We start from the raw sequence: 16,987 nt of genomic DNA on the forward strand, positions 1-16,987 counted from the left end.
AGACCCCGTGATCAGCGCCCAAGCCTTCTCGACCATCGAGGCTATCGACCGTAACGCCTGGAACGATTGCTTTGTCGGCGTCCTGGAGAATTGGGAGTATTACCTGGCGGTGGAGAAAGCCGGCATCGAAGACTTTGAATGGCGCTACCTGGCGCTGTTCGAAGACGGTCGTTTGCTGGCGGTCGCCCCCGCCTTCCTGACTTCCTACAAACTCGACACCACGGTGCAGGGTTTGGTTAAACGCATCACCGGTTGGATCAATCGATTCCTGCCAGGATTGCTCGAATTTCCGCTCTACGCCATCGGCTCGCCGGTGGCGGAGCGCTGCACCGCCGGAACGGCCAGCCATGTGCCGCCGGTACGGCGCCAGGCCCTGCTCGGACAGTTGCTCGCCCTGGCCCGCGATGACGCCCGGCAATTGGGCATCCGCCTGATCGCCGTCAAGGACGCCCCCAGCGACGACAACGACTGGAGCCGCAGCTGCAAGGCCGCCGGCTACCAGGCCATGCCCAGCCTGCCCAACGCGCTGTTGCCGATCCCGTTCGGCTCCATCGACGCCTACCTGGGGACCCTGGACAAGACCACCCGCAAGGACCTGCGGCGCAAACTGCGGCTGCCCGGGCCACGGATCGAATGGCGACGCAACATCGACGATGTGCTGCCACGGATCATGGACCTGTACCAGGCAACGCTGGCCCGTAGCGAGCTGCAATTCGAACGGCTACCGGCGGGTTACTTCACCAATGTGCTCGAACACATGGACGAACGCGCGGCCTGCGTCCTGTACTGGGCCGGCGACCGCCTCGTGGCGTTCAACCTGGTGCTGTTCGACGGCGACCGCCTGATCGACAAGTTTTTCGGGCATGAGGTGAACCAAAGCCGCGAACCCAATCTCTATTTCCGCAATTGGCTGGCCAATGTCGAGTACTGCATCCGCCACCAGATTCCGGTCTACGAGTCCGGGCAGGCCGGCTATGCCAGCAAGATTCGCCTGGGATGCAGCTTCCAGGGCAACAATATGTTTTTCCATCATCGCAACTGGCTGATCAACAATGTCCTCAGAGGGGTCAAACTGTTGGTTCGCCCGGATCGATTCGACCCTGCCATGTCTGCTGCAATAAGCGAAACCTGATGACCACCACGCCAGAACGCCGCCGAAAACGACGCCCCTTCTCGATCTCGCGCTGGAGCGTGCAACGCAAGTTGCTGCTGGCGTTCTGGCTGGTCAGCGTGATACCGACCATGATTGCCGCGGAACTGGCGGCCACTACCCTGTCGCAGATTTTCGACAGCAACGTGCGCATCTGGCTGCAAGAATCGACGAAGGTGGTCAAGGACGAAATCAGCGAGATCAAGCGTTCCAACGCCCGCGTCGCGCAATTGTTCCTGCTCTACACCCGCCCGCCCAGCTCGCACCGGGCCGCCAAGCATGACAAGTTGACCGCCGACATCGCCGACGCCATGGGCATCGACCTGGTCGCGCTGGTGCGCACCCAGGATCACAAGGTGGTGTTCACCACCCAGCCGGATGACATCGTCTCGCAGATCAGCACCGCGCCGAATGCCGTGTTGCAGACCATCCAGGTCGCGGGCGTGACCACCGGCGTGGTGGTCTCGACCTTCGACACCACCCAGGACGGCGTCGACTACCAGATGGTCATCGCCACCTACCTGGACAGCAGTTTCCTCAACAGTGTCGCCGACGTGCACTCCCTGGACCTGCGCCTGTACCTGGCCAACCCCCAGGGCTTCTCGGAAATATTCTCCACCCAGCGTTTCGAAGATCACCCCAGCAACGTGCCCGACAACATCACCGACAACCTGCGTGAAACCCGCCAGCCCAGCGAGGTCTTCACCAATCGCTACAGCGGCCTGTACTGGCCGATCTTCAACGACACCGGTGACCTGCAAGGGGTGATTTTCAGTGGCCTGCTGCGCCATACCAGCCTGGTCGGCCTGGTCAACCAGAGCAACCTGTTCATCCTGATTTTCATGCTCGGCTCGGTCTTGTCCCTGAGTGTCGGCTGGCTGGTCTCGCGGCGCCTGACCCTGCCCTTGCGCGGCCTGGCCGAAGGCGTCAGCGCGGTGATCTCCGGCGACTACAACAAGCGTATCCCGGTGACCGGCAGCGACGAGTTGTCGGAACTGAGCCATACCTTCAACCACATGACCGAGCGCCTGGGCGAACTGCATCACCTCGAAGCCCAGTTGCGCCGTCGCGATCGCCTGCACGCCCTGGGCGAAGTCGCCATGGGCCTGGCCCACGAAATCCGCAACCCGCTGGGCATCATCAAGACCGCCACGCAGTTGCTGCACCGTCGCGCCAACCTGCCGGACACCGACAAGCGTCACCTGGAATACGTGATCAGCGAAGTCTCGCGGATCAACGACCTGATCACCGAGTTCCTCGATTTCGCCAAGCCCAGCGCACCGATTCGCGCGCTCTACCCGGCCCGCGAGCTGGCCGAGGAAATCCTCGGTTTCTGCGCCCCGGAACTGGCGATCCACAATATCGACGCACAGATCGACGACCAGGCGCCCGGCGCCACCCTGTATGCCGACTCCCGGCAGCTGAAACAGGCCTGCCTGAACCTGATCCTCAATGCCATCGACGCCATGCCCAAGGGCGGGCGCCTGACCATTGGCATTACCAAGGACCCGCGCTACACCATCATCAGCGTGACCGACACCGGCCAGGGCATAGAACCGGACATGATCGAACGTATTTTCACGCCGTTCGTCACCACCAAGGCCTCGGGCACCGGCCTGGGCCTGGCGAAGGTCTATTCGATCATGGAAAACCATGACGGGCGTATCGAGTGCATCAGCGAAAAAGATGCCGGCGCGACCTTCAACCTGTACATTCCGGCCCATGGTGGCGACCTGGACCACGAGGATGAGGAAGAAGACGATGACGCATAACGTTCTGGTGGTCGATGACGAGCCCAAACTCTGCGACCTGCTGAGCTCGGCACTGAGCCAGAACGATATCCGGGTCTTCACCGCCGGCAACGGCCTGGAAGCCCTGGTGGTGCTGGAACAGGAAGACATCGATCTGGTCATCAGCGACTGGCGCATGCCCGGCATGGACGGGCCGCAGTTGCTCTCGGAGGTCAAGCTGCGTTTCCCGCAGTTGCCGGTCATCGTGATGACCGCCTACAGCACCGTGAAGAATGCCGTGCAATCGATGCGCAACGGCGCCTTCGACTATATCGCCAAGCCGTTCGACATCGACGAGCTGGACATCACCGTCAACAAGGCCCTGCAATTTCGCGACATCCTGCGGGACAACGCGCGCATGCGCGCCGAGCTTGACGAGCACCAGCAGATCGACAGCCTGGTGGGCGACAGCCCGACCTTCCGCCGGGTCCTGCAAGCCGTGGATTCGGTGCGCGAGAGCAACGCCACGATCCTGCTGACCGGTGAAAGCGGCACCGGCAAGGAAATGGTCGCCCGGGCCATCCACAAGCATGGCAACCGCGCCGACATGCCGTTTGTCGCGGTCAACTGCGCGGCAATTCCCGAAGGCTTGCTGGAAAGCGAGATGTTCGGCCATCGCAAGGGCGCCTTTACCGGGGCCGTTGCGGACCGCGTCGGGCGCTTTATGCAGGCCGACAAGGGCACGCTGTTTCTCGATGAAATCGGCGACATGCCCCTGGCCTTGCAGGCCAAGATCCTCCGTGCACTACAGGAGAGGATCATCGAGCCGGTGGGCGATCCGCGCGAGCGCAAGGTCGATGTGCGAGTGATTGCCGCGACCAACAAGAACCTGCTGCAAGCGGTGGCCGACAAGGAGTTTCGCGAAGACCTCTATTACCGCTTGAACGTCTTCCCGATTCCCCTACCCGCCCTGCGCGAGCGGGTCGAGGACATCGCGCCACTGGCCCGGCATTTCGCCCATACCCTGGGCGCCACCGCCGGCAAGCGCATCGACGGTTTCAGCGCGCAAGCCTTGCAGGCGATGCTCAACTACCCGTGGCCGGGGAATATCCGCGAACTGCAGAATTGCGTGGAACGGGCGACCATCGTCGCGGCCGGGCACGTGATCGAAGAGACCGACCTGCCGGCTTACCTGTTCGAGCCGACACCGCCCCAGAGCAGTGCCAATCCGCTGCCCGGCATCGCCCCCGGCCTGCCGAAGGACCTCGACGCGGCCCTGGCGGACGTGGAGAAGGCTTATATCCTCGCGGCCCTGCAGGAAAGCAATGGCGTGCAGGCAGCCGCGGCGCAGTTGATCGGGATTTCCGAACGCAGCTTCTGGTATCGCCTGAAGAAGCTGGCGATCCACGTCGACAAGATCATCCGCTGAAGCGGGTTCGGAAAACCCTGCATAACCTGTAGGAGCATGGCTTGGCGGCGATAACGATGAGTTCCCTCAGAGCTGTGCCCAACGACTGACATCCGCCTGATGCAGGCGCAGATACGGCAGCACCGCCGCCAGCAACGGCGCCTTGAACGCCTCCTGGAAACGATGGGCCAGCCCCGGGATCAATACCAGCTGACTGCCCTGGATATGCGCCGCCAGGTGCACGCCGTGCATCACCGGTAGCAATGGATCCGCCGTGCCATGGACCACCAGGGTCGGCACCCGCAGTTGATTGAGCAACGGCACCCGGCTCGGCTCGGCGAGAATCGCCATGATCTGGCGCTTCACCCCTTCCGGATTGAAAGCACGGTCATAGGACGCCGCCGCCTGCTGCAACAGCTTGCTGCGATCGTCGCGTACCTCGGGGCTGCCCAGGGCAGCCAGCAGATCGGCTTGCTGCTCGATCGCCACCTCACGGTTCGGCGCGCTGCGTCGCGAGAGCAACTGCACCAGTGCCGCACTCGGCGCCGGCAGGCCCTCGGCACCGGAACTGCTCATCACCAGGGTCAGGCTCTCGACCCGTTCCGGCGCCATCGCCGCTACGTGCTGGGCGATCATGCCGCCCATGCTCGCACCCAGTACATGGAACTGCTGGATCTGCAACGCATCCATCAGGCCCAGGGCATCGCCGGCCATGTCGGTCAGGGTATAAGGCGCCGCCACCGGCAGGCCGAGCTTGTAGCGCAATACCTCGAAGGTCAGGTTGGCGCTGGCCGGCGCCTGGCGCCAGGTGGACAGGCCGACATCGCGGTTGTCATAGCGAATCACCCGGAACCCCTGCTGACAGAGCGCGACCACCACCTCGTCCGGCCAGTGGATCAGTTGCCCGCCCAGGCCCATGACCAGCAGCAAGGCCGGATCCGAGGCACGCCCGATACTCTGGTAGGCCAGGCTGACGTTTTCCAGGTCGACCCGCTGGGTCGGAACATTGACATCGCATCTTGAAGCCGCAAAAGACGGCAGGCCGAACAGCAGTGCGGCCAGGAAAATTACTACACGCATGAAAACACCGAAACGCAGAACCCCATTGAGGCGCGAGTTTGATGTTATTTGTTCAACCGCGCTGCCACAGTTCCGTGACAGTTTGATGAAGATTGCCGAGTGGCACCGGCTCCCACAGGCTCGCATCAACCCAGCGAGAGCGCTCCTGTCGACAGCCAGGGCAACATGAGACAAACTCATGCCCTGCCCGCCACTCACAAAATCTACTCATGGAGCCCCAGGTGCTGGAAATCCGTCACTTGAAAACCCTTCACGCGCTGCGCGAAGCCGACAGCCTGGTGGAAGCCGCCGAACGCCTGCACCTGACCCAGTCGGCCCTGTCCCACCAGTTCAAGGAACTGGAAGAGCGCCTGGGCATGCCGTTGTTCCTGCGCAAGACCAAGCCGGTGCGGTTCACCAGCGCCGGACTGCGCCTGCTGCAACTGGCCGACGCCACCTTGCCGCTGCTGCGCGGGGCGGAGCGGGATATCTCGCGCCTGGCCGGTGGTACCGCCGGCCGTCTGCACATGGCGATCGAATGCCACAGTTGCTTCCAGTGGTTGATGCCGACCATCGACCAGTTCCGCGATGCCTGGCCGGAAGTCGAGCTGGACCTGGCTTCGGGCTTTTCCTTCGCCCCGCTGCCGGCCCTGGCCCGTGGCGACCTCGACCTGGTGGTGACCTCCGACCCGCTGGAGTTGGTGGGCATCACCTACGTGCCACTCTTCACCTATGAAGCCATGCTCGCGGTGGCCAACCAGCATGCGCTGGCCAACAAGCCTTATATCGTGCCCGAGGACCTGCTCAAGGAAACCCTGATCACCTACCCGGTGGAGCGCGACCGGCTGGATATCTTCACCCGTTTCCTCGAACCCGCGGACGTCGAACCGGCGCAGGTGCGCACCTCCGAACTGACGGTGATGATGATGCAACTGGTGGCCAGCGGCCGTGGTGTCTGCGGCATGCCCCATTGGGCGCTGCACGAATACAGCTCGCGGGGTTACGTCAAGGCCAAGCGGCTGGGCGAGAAAGGCCTGTTCGCCACCTTGTATGCGGCAGTCCGCACCGACATGCTCGATGCGCCCTACATGCGTGACTTCCTGCTGACGGCCAAGGACACTTCGTTCTCGACCCTCGATGGGGTCAGCGCGGTACGCTGAAACCCCGCGGCGCCATGAAACATCAGGCGCCTGGCACCCGCGAAGCACGATAAAACGGCAGGATCAGGTCCCGTGTCAATGGCGCGAGGAACAGGCCGCCATCACCGGCCGGATCGATCCAGACCACCTCTTCGATCTCGGCGGCGGGTTCCAGCGGTTCGTCGGTATGGACCCGGAACAGCTCGGCCACCACCTGGTGACCCGGCTCATTGGCCGCCGCTGCCGCAAACTGGCCGAGGTAGGTCGCGGCAGTCGTGTCGATGACCAGCCCCAGCTCTTCTTCAAGTTCGCGGGCCAGGGCATGGACCGGTTGCTCATCGGCTTCGATCTTGCCACCCGGCTGCATGAAGGCCTGGGTACCACGTTTGCGCACCAGCAGGGTTCGACCGTCGGGGCCGATCAACAGGGCGGCGGCGATACGGATAGTTTTGCAGGTCATGGGGATCACAACGGCCTTGGGAAAAGGCCGCAGGATCACATGGGCGGCGATGACCGTGCAATCATGAGAAGGTGCTATTCGGCCTGTTCCAACAACGCCAGGACTTCCTCCGGAATCTTGACGAACACACTGTACTTGGCGCCTTCCATGGATTCGAAGGCAATCAGCTTGTCCACCAGCGCCGCGCTGAGGACCTTGCCGGCGTTGAGCAGCAGCATGCCGTTGTCGGCATTGAGGTTGCGCGCCAGGATCATCCCGGCCACCAGCTCGCGGGTGCTCATGACCTTCACCGACGGATCGCCCAGGGTCACATCGCTCAGGTACTCGGCGCAGACCTTGACGAAGTCCTCGACCAGGCCCGGGTCGTAGAGCTTGCCGGCGTACTTGCGAATAAAGAGCAGCGCCTCGTCGCTGTTCATCTGCCGCTCGAGAATCAGGCCGCGCTGCAACTCGATGAAGTCCACCGCCAGTTTCAACACCCGCGACCCGAAGGGAATCCCCTCGCCCTTGAGGTGATCGGGAAACCCCGTGCCGTCCCAGCGCTCCTGGTGATGCAGAATCAACCGGGCCGCATCCTGCATCGGCTCCAGGGTCATCAGCAGCGACTCGCTCTGCTTCGGATAACCGCGATAACGGTCGCGATCGGTGTGGTGCAGCAGGTCGGCCGGCGCGCCCATCATGCTGTCGGTCCAACTCATCTTGCCGATGTTGTGCAGGGCCGCGGCCATGGCCAGGTCGCGGCTGGCCGCTTCATTCATGACATGGACCTTGCAGTAGATCTTGACCAGATCGATGATCGCCCGGTTGGTCTGCTTGTCCTTGGGCAGACGCCATTCGACCATCCGCGAGAACACCTCGGCCGTGACGGCGTAGCTGCGCTTGAGTTCTTCATAGGCCAGGTCGAGCATGTCGGCGGTCTGCTGGACTTCACTGGTGCGCGCGATCACGCGCTTTTCCAGGGTCGCATTGAGCGACTGCAACTGCCGGTTCTGCTCGCGGACCAACAGCTGCAAACGCTGGCGCTCACGCTCCGAGTGCTGGAAGGCCAGGCCCTGGGTGATGGTCATCAACAGCTCTTCATCGTTCCAGGGTTTGCTCAGGTAACGGTAGATCCGCCCTTCGTTGATCGCCTTGGCGATCATGTCCAGGTCGGCGTAACCGGTCAGCAGGATCCGCAGGCAGGCCGGATACAGCTCATGAACCCGCGCCAGCAGAGTGGCACCGTCCATGTTCGGCATGCGCGCATCGCTGATCACCAGGTCGATGGGCTGCTCGGCCATGATCTCCAGGGCACGGGCACCGCTGTCGGCGAGGAACAGTTCGTAGCCCTGGCTGCGCAGCAAACGACGCAGGCTGTTGAGGATCGACTCTTCATCGTCAACCAGCAGAACACGGGGTTTGATCACGACTTCAACTGTGGATTCATCCATGGAGCACCTCATGTCTGCGTCAGGCTTAGATCCAGGGACCTTTGAATAGCCGGCAGTCCCTGTCTTTTGCGCTAAGGGTAGATGTTCGACCATCAATTGGCATCATGTTTATCAGCAATCCAGCTCAGGCCGATCTATGCTGCAAGCAATCCAGCGTGCCACAGCAAGCGTGGTTATCAGGAAAGGAACTCCGCATGAACTCGGTACATCCCGCTGTCAGTGCGACCGGAGCCTTGCGATGAGCATCCCGGCCGCGCGCGCCAATCGTCGCATCCTGATCATCGACGACACGCCGTCGATCCACGAAGACTTTCGCAAGACCCTCTGCCCGGAAGAAGTCGAAGACCACTTGCAAATGGCTGAGCAAGCCTTGTTCGGCGACACCATCGCCCGCAAGGTCGATTGTTTCGAACTCGATTCGGCGTTCCAGGGCCAGGACGGCCTGGCCAAGGTCGAACAGGCCCTGTTGCAAGGGCAACCCTACGCCATGGCCTTTATCGACATGCGCATGCCGCCGGGCTGGGATGGCCTGCAAACCCTCGAACGGCTCTGGCAAGCCGATCCCAAGCTGCAAGTCGCACTGTGCACCGCCTATTCCGATTACTCCCTGGAAGAGATGAACGAACGGGTCGAAATGGGCGATCGCCTGCTGATCCTGAAAAAACCTTTCGATGCCATCGAGATTCGCCAACTGGCCAGTGCCCTGACCGTCAAATGGCAGATGACCGAAGACGCCGCGCTGAAAATGGACCAGCTCGAACAGGCCGTCGAAGAACGTACCCGCGAGCTGTCCGATGCCAACATCATCGTGCAGAACAGCCCGACCCTGCTCTATCGCCTGCGCGGCGAGCCTTCGTTCCCGCTGATGTACATCTCCCACAACATCACCAAGTTCGGGCATGTCGCCGAGGACTTGCTGGCCTCGACCGACTGGGCCGCGGAGCTGATCCACGCCGATGACCAGGAAAAGGTCGACGCGGCCATGGCCAAGGTCCTCGACAAGGACGCCGAGGGCGCCTCGATCGAGTTTCGCCTGCGTACCGGTGACGGCCAGTTGCGCTGGGTGGAAAACCGCTACGTGCCGGTCCGCGACCCGGAGGGGCGTTTGCTGGAAGTCGAAGGCATCATCATCGACATCACCGAACACAAGCTCGCCGAAGAGAAAATCGCCCTGCTCGCCCGCACCGACGGGCTCACCGGGCTGGCCAACCGCTCGACCCTGATCGAGCGCCTGCACCAGAGCTTTGCCGCTGCCCGGCGTGGCGCCTCGCCGTTCGCGGTGTTCTACCTGGACCTGGATCACTTCAAGCACATCAACGACACCCTCGGGCATCCGGTGGGCGACCTGCTGCTGCAGGAAGTCTCCCGACGCATCCAGGCCTGCACCCGGGAAAACGATGTGGTGGCGCGCCTCGGCGGCGATGAGTTCGCGGTGCTGCAGACGGAAATGCTCGACCCCGCGCAATCCGGCGCCCTGGCGAGCAAGATACTCAAGACCCTGGTGGAGCCTTACCAGTTGGAAGGCAATGAAGTGCGGATTTCGGCCAGCGTCGGCATCAGCACCTATGCCCAGGACAGCGAAAGCGCCGACAGCATGCTGGTCCAGGCCGATATGGCGCTGTATCGCTCCAAGAACAGCGGGCGCAACCAGTACCACTTCCATTCCGAGGAGATCAACCAGGAAGTCATCGACCGGGTCGCGATTACCCAGGACCTGAAAAAAGCCATCGAACAGGACGAACTGGAGCTGCATTACCTGCCGGAAGTCGACCTGGGCAGCGGCAAGATCCTCGGCATGGAGGCACTGGTGCGCTGGAACCACCCTGAGCGCGGCATACTCGGCGCCGACCAGTTCATCCCCGCCGCGGAAAAGACCGGCACCATCGTCGCCCTGGGGCGCTGGGTACTGGAGCAGGCCTGCCGGCAGATGCACCAATGGCGCAAGGACGGCATGGCACCGCCGGTAATCGCCATCAACCTGTCACTGGCCCAGCTCAAAAGCGGCAGCGAACTGATTCGCGATGTGCTCGAGACCACCGGCAAATGGGGGCTGTCGCCCGCGGACCTGCAGTTCGACGTCACCGAAGCGACCCTGGCCCACACCAAATGGACCCAGAACGACGTACTGCCCAAGCTGCGCGAACTCGGCGTGAAGATCGCCATCGATGATTTCGGCACCGACTACTCGTCCTTCGACTACCTCAAGACCTACCGCGTCAACCACCTGAAGCTGGCCCAGTCGCTGATCAACCACGCGAGCCAGGACGTGGAAAGCGCCACCACCTTGCGGGCGATCATCAACTTTGCCCGGGAAGTGGGGATCGGCATCATCGCCGAAGGCGTGGAAACCCAGGAGCAGCGCCATTCATTGATGGCCACCGGTTCACCGATGACGGCCCAGGGCTATTACTTCAGCAAGGCCGTCGACAGCCAGCGTGCCAGCGAACTGCTGCACGCCGGCCATATCCCCCCCCGTCCAACGTCAGAGATCCGCCTATGAATCGCGCAGCCGGCGCTGCCAACAAGCGCATCCTGATCATCGACGACACCGCCTCGATTCATCAGGACTTTCGCAAGATCCTCGGGCCCGAACAGGAGGATGAACTGAGCCTGGACACCACCGAGCACCTGCTGTTCGGCACCACTCGCCCGCAGCGCCAAAGCTTCGAGATCGACTCGGCCTACCAGGGGCAGGAGGCGCTGGAGCTGGTGAAGCTGGCCTTGGCCGCCGAGAAACCCTATGCCATGGCCTTTCTCGACATGCGCATGCCGCCGGGCTGGGACGGCCTGGAAACCATCGAGCAACTGTGGGCCGTCGACCCGGAGTTGCAAATCGCCCTGTGCACCGCCTACTCGGACTACTCCTGGGAGTCCATGGACGAACGCGTTGCCTTCGGCGACCAACTGCTGATCCTGAAAAAGCCTTTCGATGCCCTGGAAATTCGCCAGATGGCCAGTGCCCTGACCTGGAAGTGGCAGCTGGCGCGGGACATCGCCTCGAAGATGACCCACCTGGAGCGAACCATCGAGGAGCGGGTCCAGGAACTGCTGCAGGTTTCCCGGCTGCTGCAATTCGATGTGCTCACCGAGCTGCCCAACAGCACCCTGCTCGGCGACCGCCTGGGACAGGCCATTGCCCTGGCCAAACGGCACAGCGAACAGGTTGCCGTAATGTTTATCGGGCTGGATCGGTTCAAGCGCATCAACAATGCCATGGGCTATCCGGCGGGTGATGAAATGCTCAAGCATGTCGCCGACTGCCTGGTGGCGGCCTTGCGCCAATCGGACTCGGTGTTTCGTTACCGTTCCGATGAGTTTGTCCTGGTGCTGCCCGAGTTCATCCACCCGCAACATACCCGTGGCACCGCCGAGAAGGTGCTCGCGGCACTCAATACGCCCCATGAAATCGCCGGGCACCGTCTGCGGGTCACCGCGAGCATGGGGATCAGCCTCTATCCCGGCGACGGCGAGGAGCCGCTGGTGCTGATCAAGAAAGCCGAAGCCGCCATGCGCAACATCAAGGAACAGGGCGCCAACAACTTCGGCTTTTTCATCGAGGACCTGAACCTGCGAGCCCGCGAGCATCAATCCATCGAGTCCGGTATCCGCGTGGCCCTGGAGCGTAACGAGTTCGTGCTGCACTACCAACCCAAGCTGGACCTCAAGACCGGCAAGGTGGTCGGTGCCGAGGCGCTGATCCGCTGGCAGCATCCCGAACGCGGCCTGCTCTACCCCGCGGATTTCATCGCGGTGGCCGAAGACAGTGGCCTGATCGTCCAACTGAGCCATTGGGTGTTGCGCCAGGTCTGCCTGCAAGGTCGGGCCTGGCAGGATCAGACCCACTCAGGGCTGATCCTGTCGCTGAATATCTCGGCAATGGACTTCCGCCAGCGCGATTTCCTCGACAGCATCCGCCAGGTGCTGGAAGAAACCGGCATGGAGCCAACCCGGCTGGAACTGGAAATCACCGAAAGCGTGTTGATGCAGAATGTCGACCACACCATTGAAACCCTGAAAGCCATCAAGGCCCTGGGTATCCGCCTGGCCATCGATGACTTCGGCACCGGTTATTCGAGCCTCAGCTACCTGCAACGTTTCCCCATCGATGTACTGAAGATCGACCAGTCGTTCGTCCGCGACCTCAATGGCGACAGCAACGACGCCGCGCTGGTGAGCGCGATCATCAGCCTGGGCAAGAGCCTGCACCTGAACGTCATCGCCGAGGGCGTGGAAACCCAGGATCAGTTGTCCTTCCTCAAGGCCCATGACTGCGAGGAAGGCCAGGGTTACTACTTCAGCAAGGCGGTCGAAGCCGGGACGTTCCTGAACCTGTTGCAGGACAAGCGCTTCGAACGACCGGCACAGACCTGATCCCGGAACCCGCCTCTTTTGCCAAGGACATGCTCATGATGCCTCGCGCACCGCTGTCGTTGCTGGCGAGATCGCTCGCCTGCTGCGGGATGTTGCTCAGCACACCTCTGGTCGCCGCGCCGCTGGACGAACCGCTCAAGCCATTGCCGGATATCCCGGTGCAGGATCCGCGCAAAGTCGAGCTGGGGCGCCAGTTGTTCAATGAAAAGCAACTGTCGATCAACAACACCACCTCCTGCGCCAGTTGCCATCACCTGGAGCAAGGCGGGGCGGACGATAAACCCTTTTCCATCGGTTTCCAGGGCGGCACCCTGGGCATCAACACCCCGACCGTGTTCAACGCGGCGCTGAACTTCAAGCAGTTCTGGAACGGTCGCGCCGAGACCCTGGAGGCGCAGATCGAGGACGTGGTGAAAAGCCCGATAGAAATGGGCAACACCTGGCCCCACGTGGTCGAGACCCTCAACCAGACCCAGAGTTACAAAGAGGCCTTCAGCGAGGCGTATAAGGATGGCGTGACCATCGCCAACGTGCAGAATGCCCTGGCCAGCTACGAGCGCAGCCTGCTGACCCCCAACTCGCGCTTCGACCAATACCTCAAGGGCAACACCGACATCCTGACCCTCGACGAAAAATACGGTTACCAGCGCTTCAAGGACTACGGCTGCATCGCCTGCCATCAAGGAATCAATGTCGGCGGCAACATGTTTCAGAAGTTCGGCGTGATGGGCGACTACTTCAAGGCCCGGGGCAATCCCACCGAGGCCGACCTGGGACGTTTCCTGGTGACCGGGGACGAAGACGACCGCAACGTGTTCAAGGTTCCCAGCCTGCGCAATGTCGCGCTCACCGCACCGTACTTTCACGATGCCTCGGCCAAGACCCTGGACGACGCCGTCCACGTCATGTTCACCTATCAACTGGGACGTGTCCCTTCCACCGAGGACATCCGCCTGATCGTGCTGTTTCTCAAGACCCTGACCGGCGAACTGGGAGGCAAACCGCTATGACTCAGACCAGCGGCTTCCTGAACCGGGTCCTCCTGCCGCGCCTGGCCGTTCTGCTCGTGGCGATGCTGGGGCTTCTATACCTCATGGCCGACACCGACGCGACCCTGGACTATGCCCGTTGCCGTGACCTGATCAACCGGGTCAAACAGCTGGATGCACAATGGGACACCGAAATCCTCAAGGCCAGGATCGCGGTGACCCGCAACTACGACCCGTTGGTCAAGCCTCCGCAGGAAATGCACCAACTCTTGCAGACGTTCACCCCGATCGATCCCGGCCAGGAACATAAAGCCGCCGACGCCTGGAAGGACCGCCGGGACACCCTGATCCAGGCGCTCGACGAAAAAGCCCGGCTGGTCGAACAGTTCAAATCCCGCAACGCGATACTGCGCAACTCCCTGGCCTTCCTGCCGACCGCCGAAGACGATATCCAGCACCAACTCAGCGAGCTGCAGGACCAGGACAAACTGATGCTCCAGGACATGTCCAACGACATCTACGACCTGCTGCTCAGCACCCTGGAATTCGCCCAGACCACCACCGATGAGCGCGCCCACACTATCGAACTGGGGCTCAATCAAGTGATGATCGACGCACAACGCCAGCCGCCCTCGTTCAATGAGCCGGTGCAAATCCTGCTCAACCACGTCAACCTGATCCTGCGCGAACAACCCAAGGTCAACTCACTGATCGAACAGATCGACGCCGTGCCGGTCTCCGAAAGCCTGGACGCCATCACCGACCAACTGAACCAGGAGCAGCAACAGGCCGACCAGATCAACCAGCGCCACCATTTGTACCTGTTGATCTTTTCCGCCCTGCTGCTCGTCCTGCTGCTGTACCTCGCCAGCCGTCTGATCCGCAGTTATGCCGAAATCAACCGGGTCAACCACGCCCTGCAAGTCGCCAACACCGATCTTGAACAACGCGTCGAGCGACGTACCCAAAGCCTGCGCGAGGCCCAGAGCGAACTGATGGAAAGCGCGCGCCTGGCCGGCATGGCCGAGATCGCCACCAACGTGCTGCACAACGTCGGCAATGTGCTCAACAGCGTGAACATCTCCGCCGACCTGGTGGCGCGCAAGTTGCGCAGCAGCAAGGCCCAGGGCCTGGCCAAGGCGGTGACGATGATCAACGAGCACAAGCACGATCTCGGCGAGTTCATTACCGGCGACGAACGTGGCAAGCTATTACCCGGGTATCTCAACCAGCTGGTCGAGGCCATTGCCGCGGAACAACAGAGCATGAGCGACGAACTGACCCAGTTGAGCAAGAGCGTCGACCATATCAAGGACATCGTCTCGACCCAGCAATCCTATGCCGGCGTCTCGAGCATGGAGGAGCCGCTGCACATCCGCGATCTGCTCGAGGACGCCCTGCGCATGAACTCCGGCGCCCTGAGCCGGCACAACGTCACGGTGATCCGCGAATACGACGACGTGCCCCGGGTGATGGCCGACAAGCACCGCTTGCTGCTGATCCTGATCAACCTGATCAGCAACGCCAAGCAGGCCATGGCCAACCTCGCCGACCGCCCGCGGGAGATCACCCTGCTGGTCAAGGCGATCGAAGACAACACCTTGCGCATCAGCGTCAAGGACGCCGGCGAAGGCATCCTGCCGGAAAACATGACGCGGATCTTTGCCCATGGTTTCACCACCCGCAAGGACGGCCATGGCTTCGGCCTGCACAGCTGCGCCCTGGCCGCGATTGAAATGAAAGGGCGCCTGACCGCCCACAGCGACGGCCCCGGAAAAGGCGCCGTCTTTACCCTCGAATTGCCCTTGAAAACCGCCGTGGGGGCTGTATGAACACACTCCGCAACCGCCGTATCCTGCTGGTCGATGACACCCCATCGATCCACGAGGACTTTCGCAAGATTCTCACCCCCCTTGTCGACGAGTCGCCGGACCTGGACCTGATGGAAGCCGCGCTGTTCGGCCAGGAGATCAAGACCAGCAGCGTCCTGCCGTTCGAGCTCGACTCGGCCTATCAAGGACAGGAAGGTCTGCAAAAGGTCGAACAGGCGGTGGCCTGTGGGCAGCCTTACGCCCTGGCCTTCGTCGACATGCGAATGCCCCAGGGCTGGGACGGTGCCGAAACCATCGAGCACCTGTGGCAGGTCGACCCCAACCTGCAAGTGGTGGTCTGCACCGCTTATACCGACTATTCCTGGGACGAACTGCTGGAGCGCCTGCACGGTCACGACCGGCTGGTGATCCTGAAAAAGCCCTTCGACAATATCGAAGTCCAGCAATTGGCCAACACCCTGACCAACAAATGGGAAATGACCGAGCGCGCCAACCTGCAGATGCACCGGCTGGAAGAGTTGGTCGAGCAACGGACCCTGGCGCTCAAACAGACCAGCCTGGCCTTGCAGCACGAGATCGACGAGCGCAAGCAGTTGGAAGGACAGCTTGTGCAATCGGAGAAACTCGCCTCCCTCGGCCAACTGGCTGCCGGTGTCGCCCATGAGATCAACAACCCCATCGGCTTCATTTCCTCGAACCTGGGGACCCTGGAGGGCTATTTCGGCAAGTTGCTGGAAATGCTCCAGGCCTATCAGAACGCCGAGGAAGGGATCGCCGCGGTCGAGTTGCGGGCACGCTTGAAGGACCTGCGCGAACGGGTCGAACTGGATTTCCTCGAAGAAGATATTCCGTTGCTGATCAAGGAATCCAAGGAAGGCATCGGCCGGGTCGGGCAGATCGTCAAGGACCTGAAGAACTTCTCCCGGGTTGATTCGAATCAGGAGTGGCAATGGAGCAATCTGCAACTGGGCATCGAGTCGACCCTGAACATTGTCGCCAACGAGCTCAAGTACAAGGCCGATGTGGTCAAGGACTATGCGGCACTGCCGGAGATCGAGTGCCTGGCATCGCAGATCAACCAGGTGATCATGAACCTGGTGGTCAATGCCGCCCAGGCCATGGGGCCGGAGCGCGGCACCATCACCCTGCGGGGTGGCAGCCTCGGTGAGCGGATCTGGCTGGAAGTGGCCGACACCGGCTCGGGCATGGCGCCCGAGACCGTGCAGAAGATCTTCGACCCGTTCTTCACCACCAAGCCCATCGGCCAGGGTACGGGCCTGGGCTTGTCGCTGTCCTATGGCATCGTGCAGAAGCATGCCGGACAGATTACCGTGCGCAGTGAAGTGGGCGTCGGCACCACGTTCAGGATCGAATTGCCGATCCGCCAGAACAAGGCGGCTTGAACCACGGGGGAGCCGG

The 16,987-nt window shown here is 62.0% G+C and carries 12 protein-coding genes; 9 read left to right on the forward strand and 3 right to left on the reverse strand.

Annotated elements, in window-relative coordinates:
• Positions 1-7 precede the first annotated feature (7 nt).
• From CWE01_RS31785 to CWE01_RS31795, 3 genes are read left to right on the forward strand one after another with little or no spacing between them, the layout of a single operon-like run.
• Positions 8-1,132 (forward strand): GNAT family N-acetyltransferase, encoded by a 1,125-nt coding sequence (locus CWE01_RS31785; protein WP_100944509.1) that lies wholly within the window; start codon positions 8-10, stop codon positions 1,130-1,132.
• A complete protein-coding gene (locus CWE01_RS31790) occupies positions 1,132-2,922 on the forward strand; it encodes a HAMP domain-containing sensor histidine kinase (protein ID WP_100944510.1) in 1,791 nt (596 codons plus the stop codon). The genes CWE01_RS31785 and CWE01_RS31790 overlap by 1 nt, the downstream gene beginning before the upstream one ends.
• The gene (locus CWE01_RS31795; RefSeq protein WP_100944511.1) at positions 2,912-4,309 is read left to right on the forward strand and encodes a sigma-54 dependent transcriptional regulator; all 1,398 of its coding nucleotides are present in this window, start codon (positions 2,912-2,914) and stop codon (positions 4,307-4,309) included. Before CWE01_RS31790 ends, CWE01_RS31795 begins: the two co-directional genes overlap by 11 nt.
• Positions 4,310-4,375: 66 nt before the next feature.
• Here CWE01_RS31795 and CWE01_RS31800 read toward each other — a convergent pair whose 3' ends face one another.
• Positions 4,376-5,368: an alpha/beta fold hydrolase gene (locus CWE01_RS31800; protein WP_100944512.1), complete on the reverse strand. Its 993-nt coding sequence runs from the start codon at positions 5,366-5,368 to the stop codon at positions 4,376-4,378.
• A gap of 221 nt (positions 5,369-5,589) precedes the next feature.
• On the opposite strand from CWE01_RS31800, the gene metR reads away from it, so the two are divergent.
• Positions 5,590-6,507, forward strand: coding sequence for a transcriptional regulator MetR (gene metR, locus CWE01_RS31805; RefSeq protein WP_100944513.1), 918 nt, complete (start codon positions 5,590-5,592; stop codon positions 6,505-6,507).
• A 22-nt stretch (positions 6,508-6,529) separates the two neighbouring features.
• Here the strand turns inward: metR and CWE01_RS31810 are convergent, their stop codons facing one another.
• Complete coding sequence (locus CWE01_RS31810) at positions 6,530-6,946, reverse strand: NUDIX domain-containing protein (RefSeq protein ID WP_100944564.1); 417 nt, start codon at positions 6,944-6,946, stop codon at positions 6,530-6,532.
• A gap of 74 nt (positions 6,947-7,020) precedes the next feature.
• A complete protein-coding gene (locus CWE01_RS31815; RefSeq protein WP_100944514.1) occupies positions 7,021-8,376 on the reverse strand; it encodes an HD domain-containing phosphohydrolase in 1,356 nt (451 codons plus the stop codon).
• 238 nt (positions 8,377-8,614) lie between these two features.
• Here CWE01_RS31815 and CWE01_RS31820 point away from each other — a divergent pair, with 238 nt between their 5' ends.
• Genes CWE01_RS31820 through CWE01_RS31840 form a run of 5 tightly spaced genes read left to right on the forward strand, consistent with a single transcriptional unit; the run spans position 8,615 to position 16,971 of the window.
• Positions 8,615-10,876: a bifunctional diguanylate cyclase/phosphodiesterase gene (locus CWE01_RS31820; protein ID WP_100944515.1), complete on the forward strand. Its 2,262-nt coding sequence runs from the start codon at positions 8,615-8,617 to the stop codon at positions 10,874-10,876.
• On the forward strand, positions 10,873-12,747 hold the full coding sequence (locus CWE01_RS31825; RefSeq protein WP_100944516.1) for a bifunctional diguanylate cyclase/phosphodiesterase: 1,875 nt from the start codon (positions 10,873-10,875) through the stop codon (positions 12,745-12,747). Before CWE01_RS31820 ends, CWE01_RS31825 begins: the two co-directional genes overlap by 4 nt.
• Positions 12,748-12,785: 38 nt before the next feature.
• Positions 12,786-13,757 carry a cytochrome c peroxidase gene (locus tag CWE01_RS31830; protein ID WP_177410531.1) on the forward strand — a complete coding sequence of 324 codons (972 nt, stop codon included), beginning with the start codon at positions 12,786-12,788 and terminating at the stop codon, positions 13,755-13,757.
• The gene (locus CWE01_RS31835; RefSeq protein WP_100944517.1) at positions 13,754-15,568 is read left to right on the forward strand and encodes a DAHL domain-containing protein; all 1,815 of its coding nucleotides are present in this window, start codon (positions 13,754-13,756) and stop codon (positions 15,566-15,568) included. The genes CWE01_RS31830 and CWE01_RS31835 overlap by 4 nt, the downstream gene beginning before the upstream one ends.
• Positions 15,565-16,971 (forward strand): ATP-binding protein, encoded by a 1,407-nt coding sequence (locus CWE01_RS31840; protein ID WP_100944518.1) that lies wholly within the window; start codon positions 15,565-15,567, stop codon positions 16,969-16,971. Before CWE01_RS31835 ends, CWE01_RS31840 begins: the two co-directional genes overlap by 4 nt.
• Positions 16,972-16,987 lie beyond the last annotated feature (16 nt).

Source organism: Pseudomonas sp. QS1027 (assembly GCF_002814235.1).
Taxonomy (GTDB): Bacteria; Pseudomonadota; Gammaproteobacteria; order Pseudomonadales; family Pseudomonadaceae; genus Aquipseudomonas.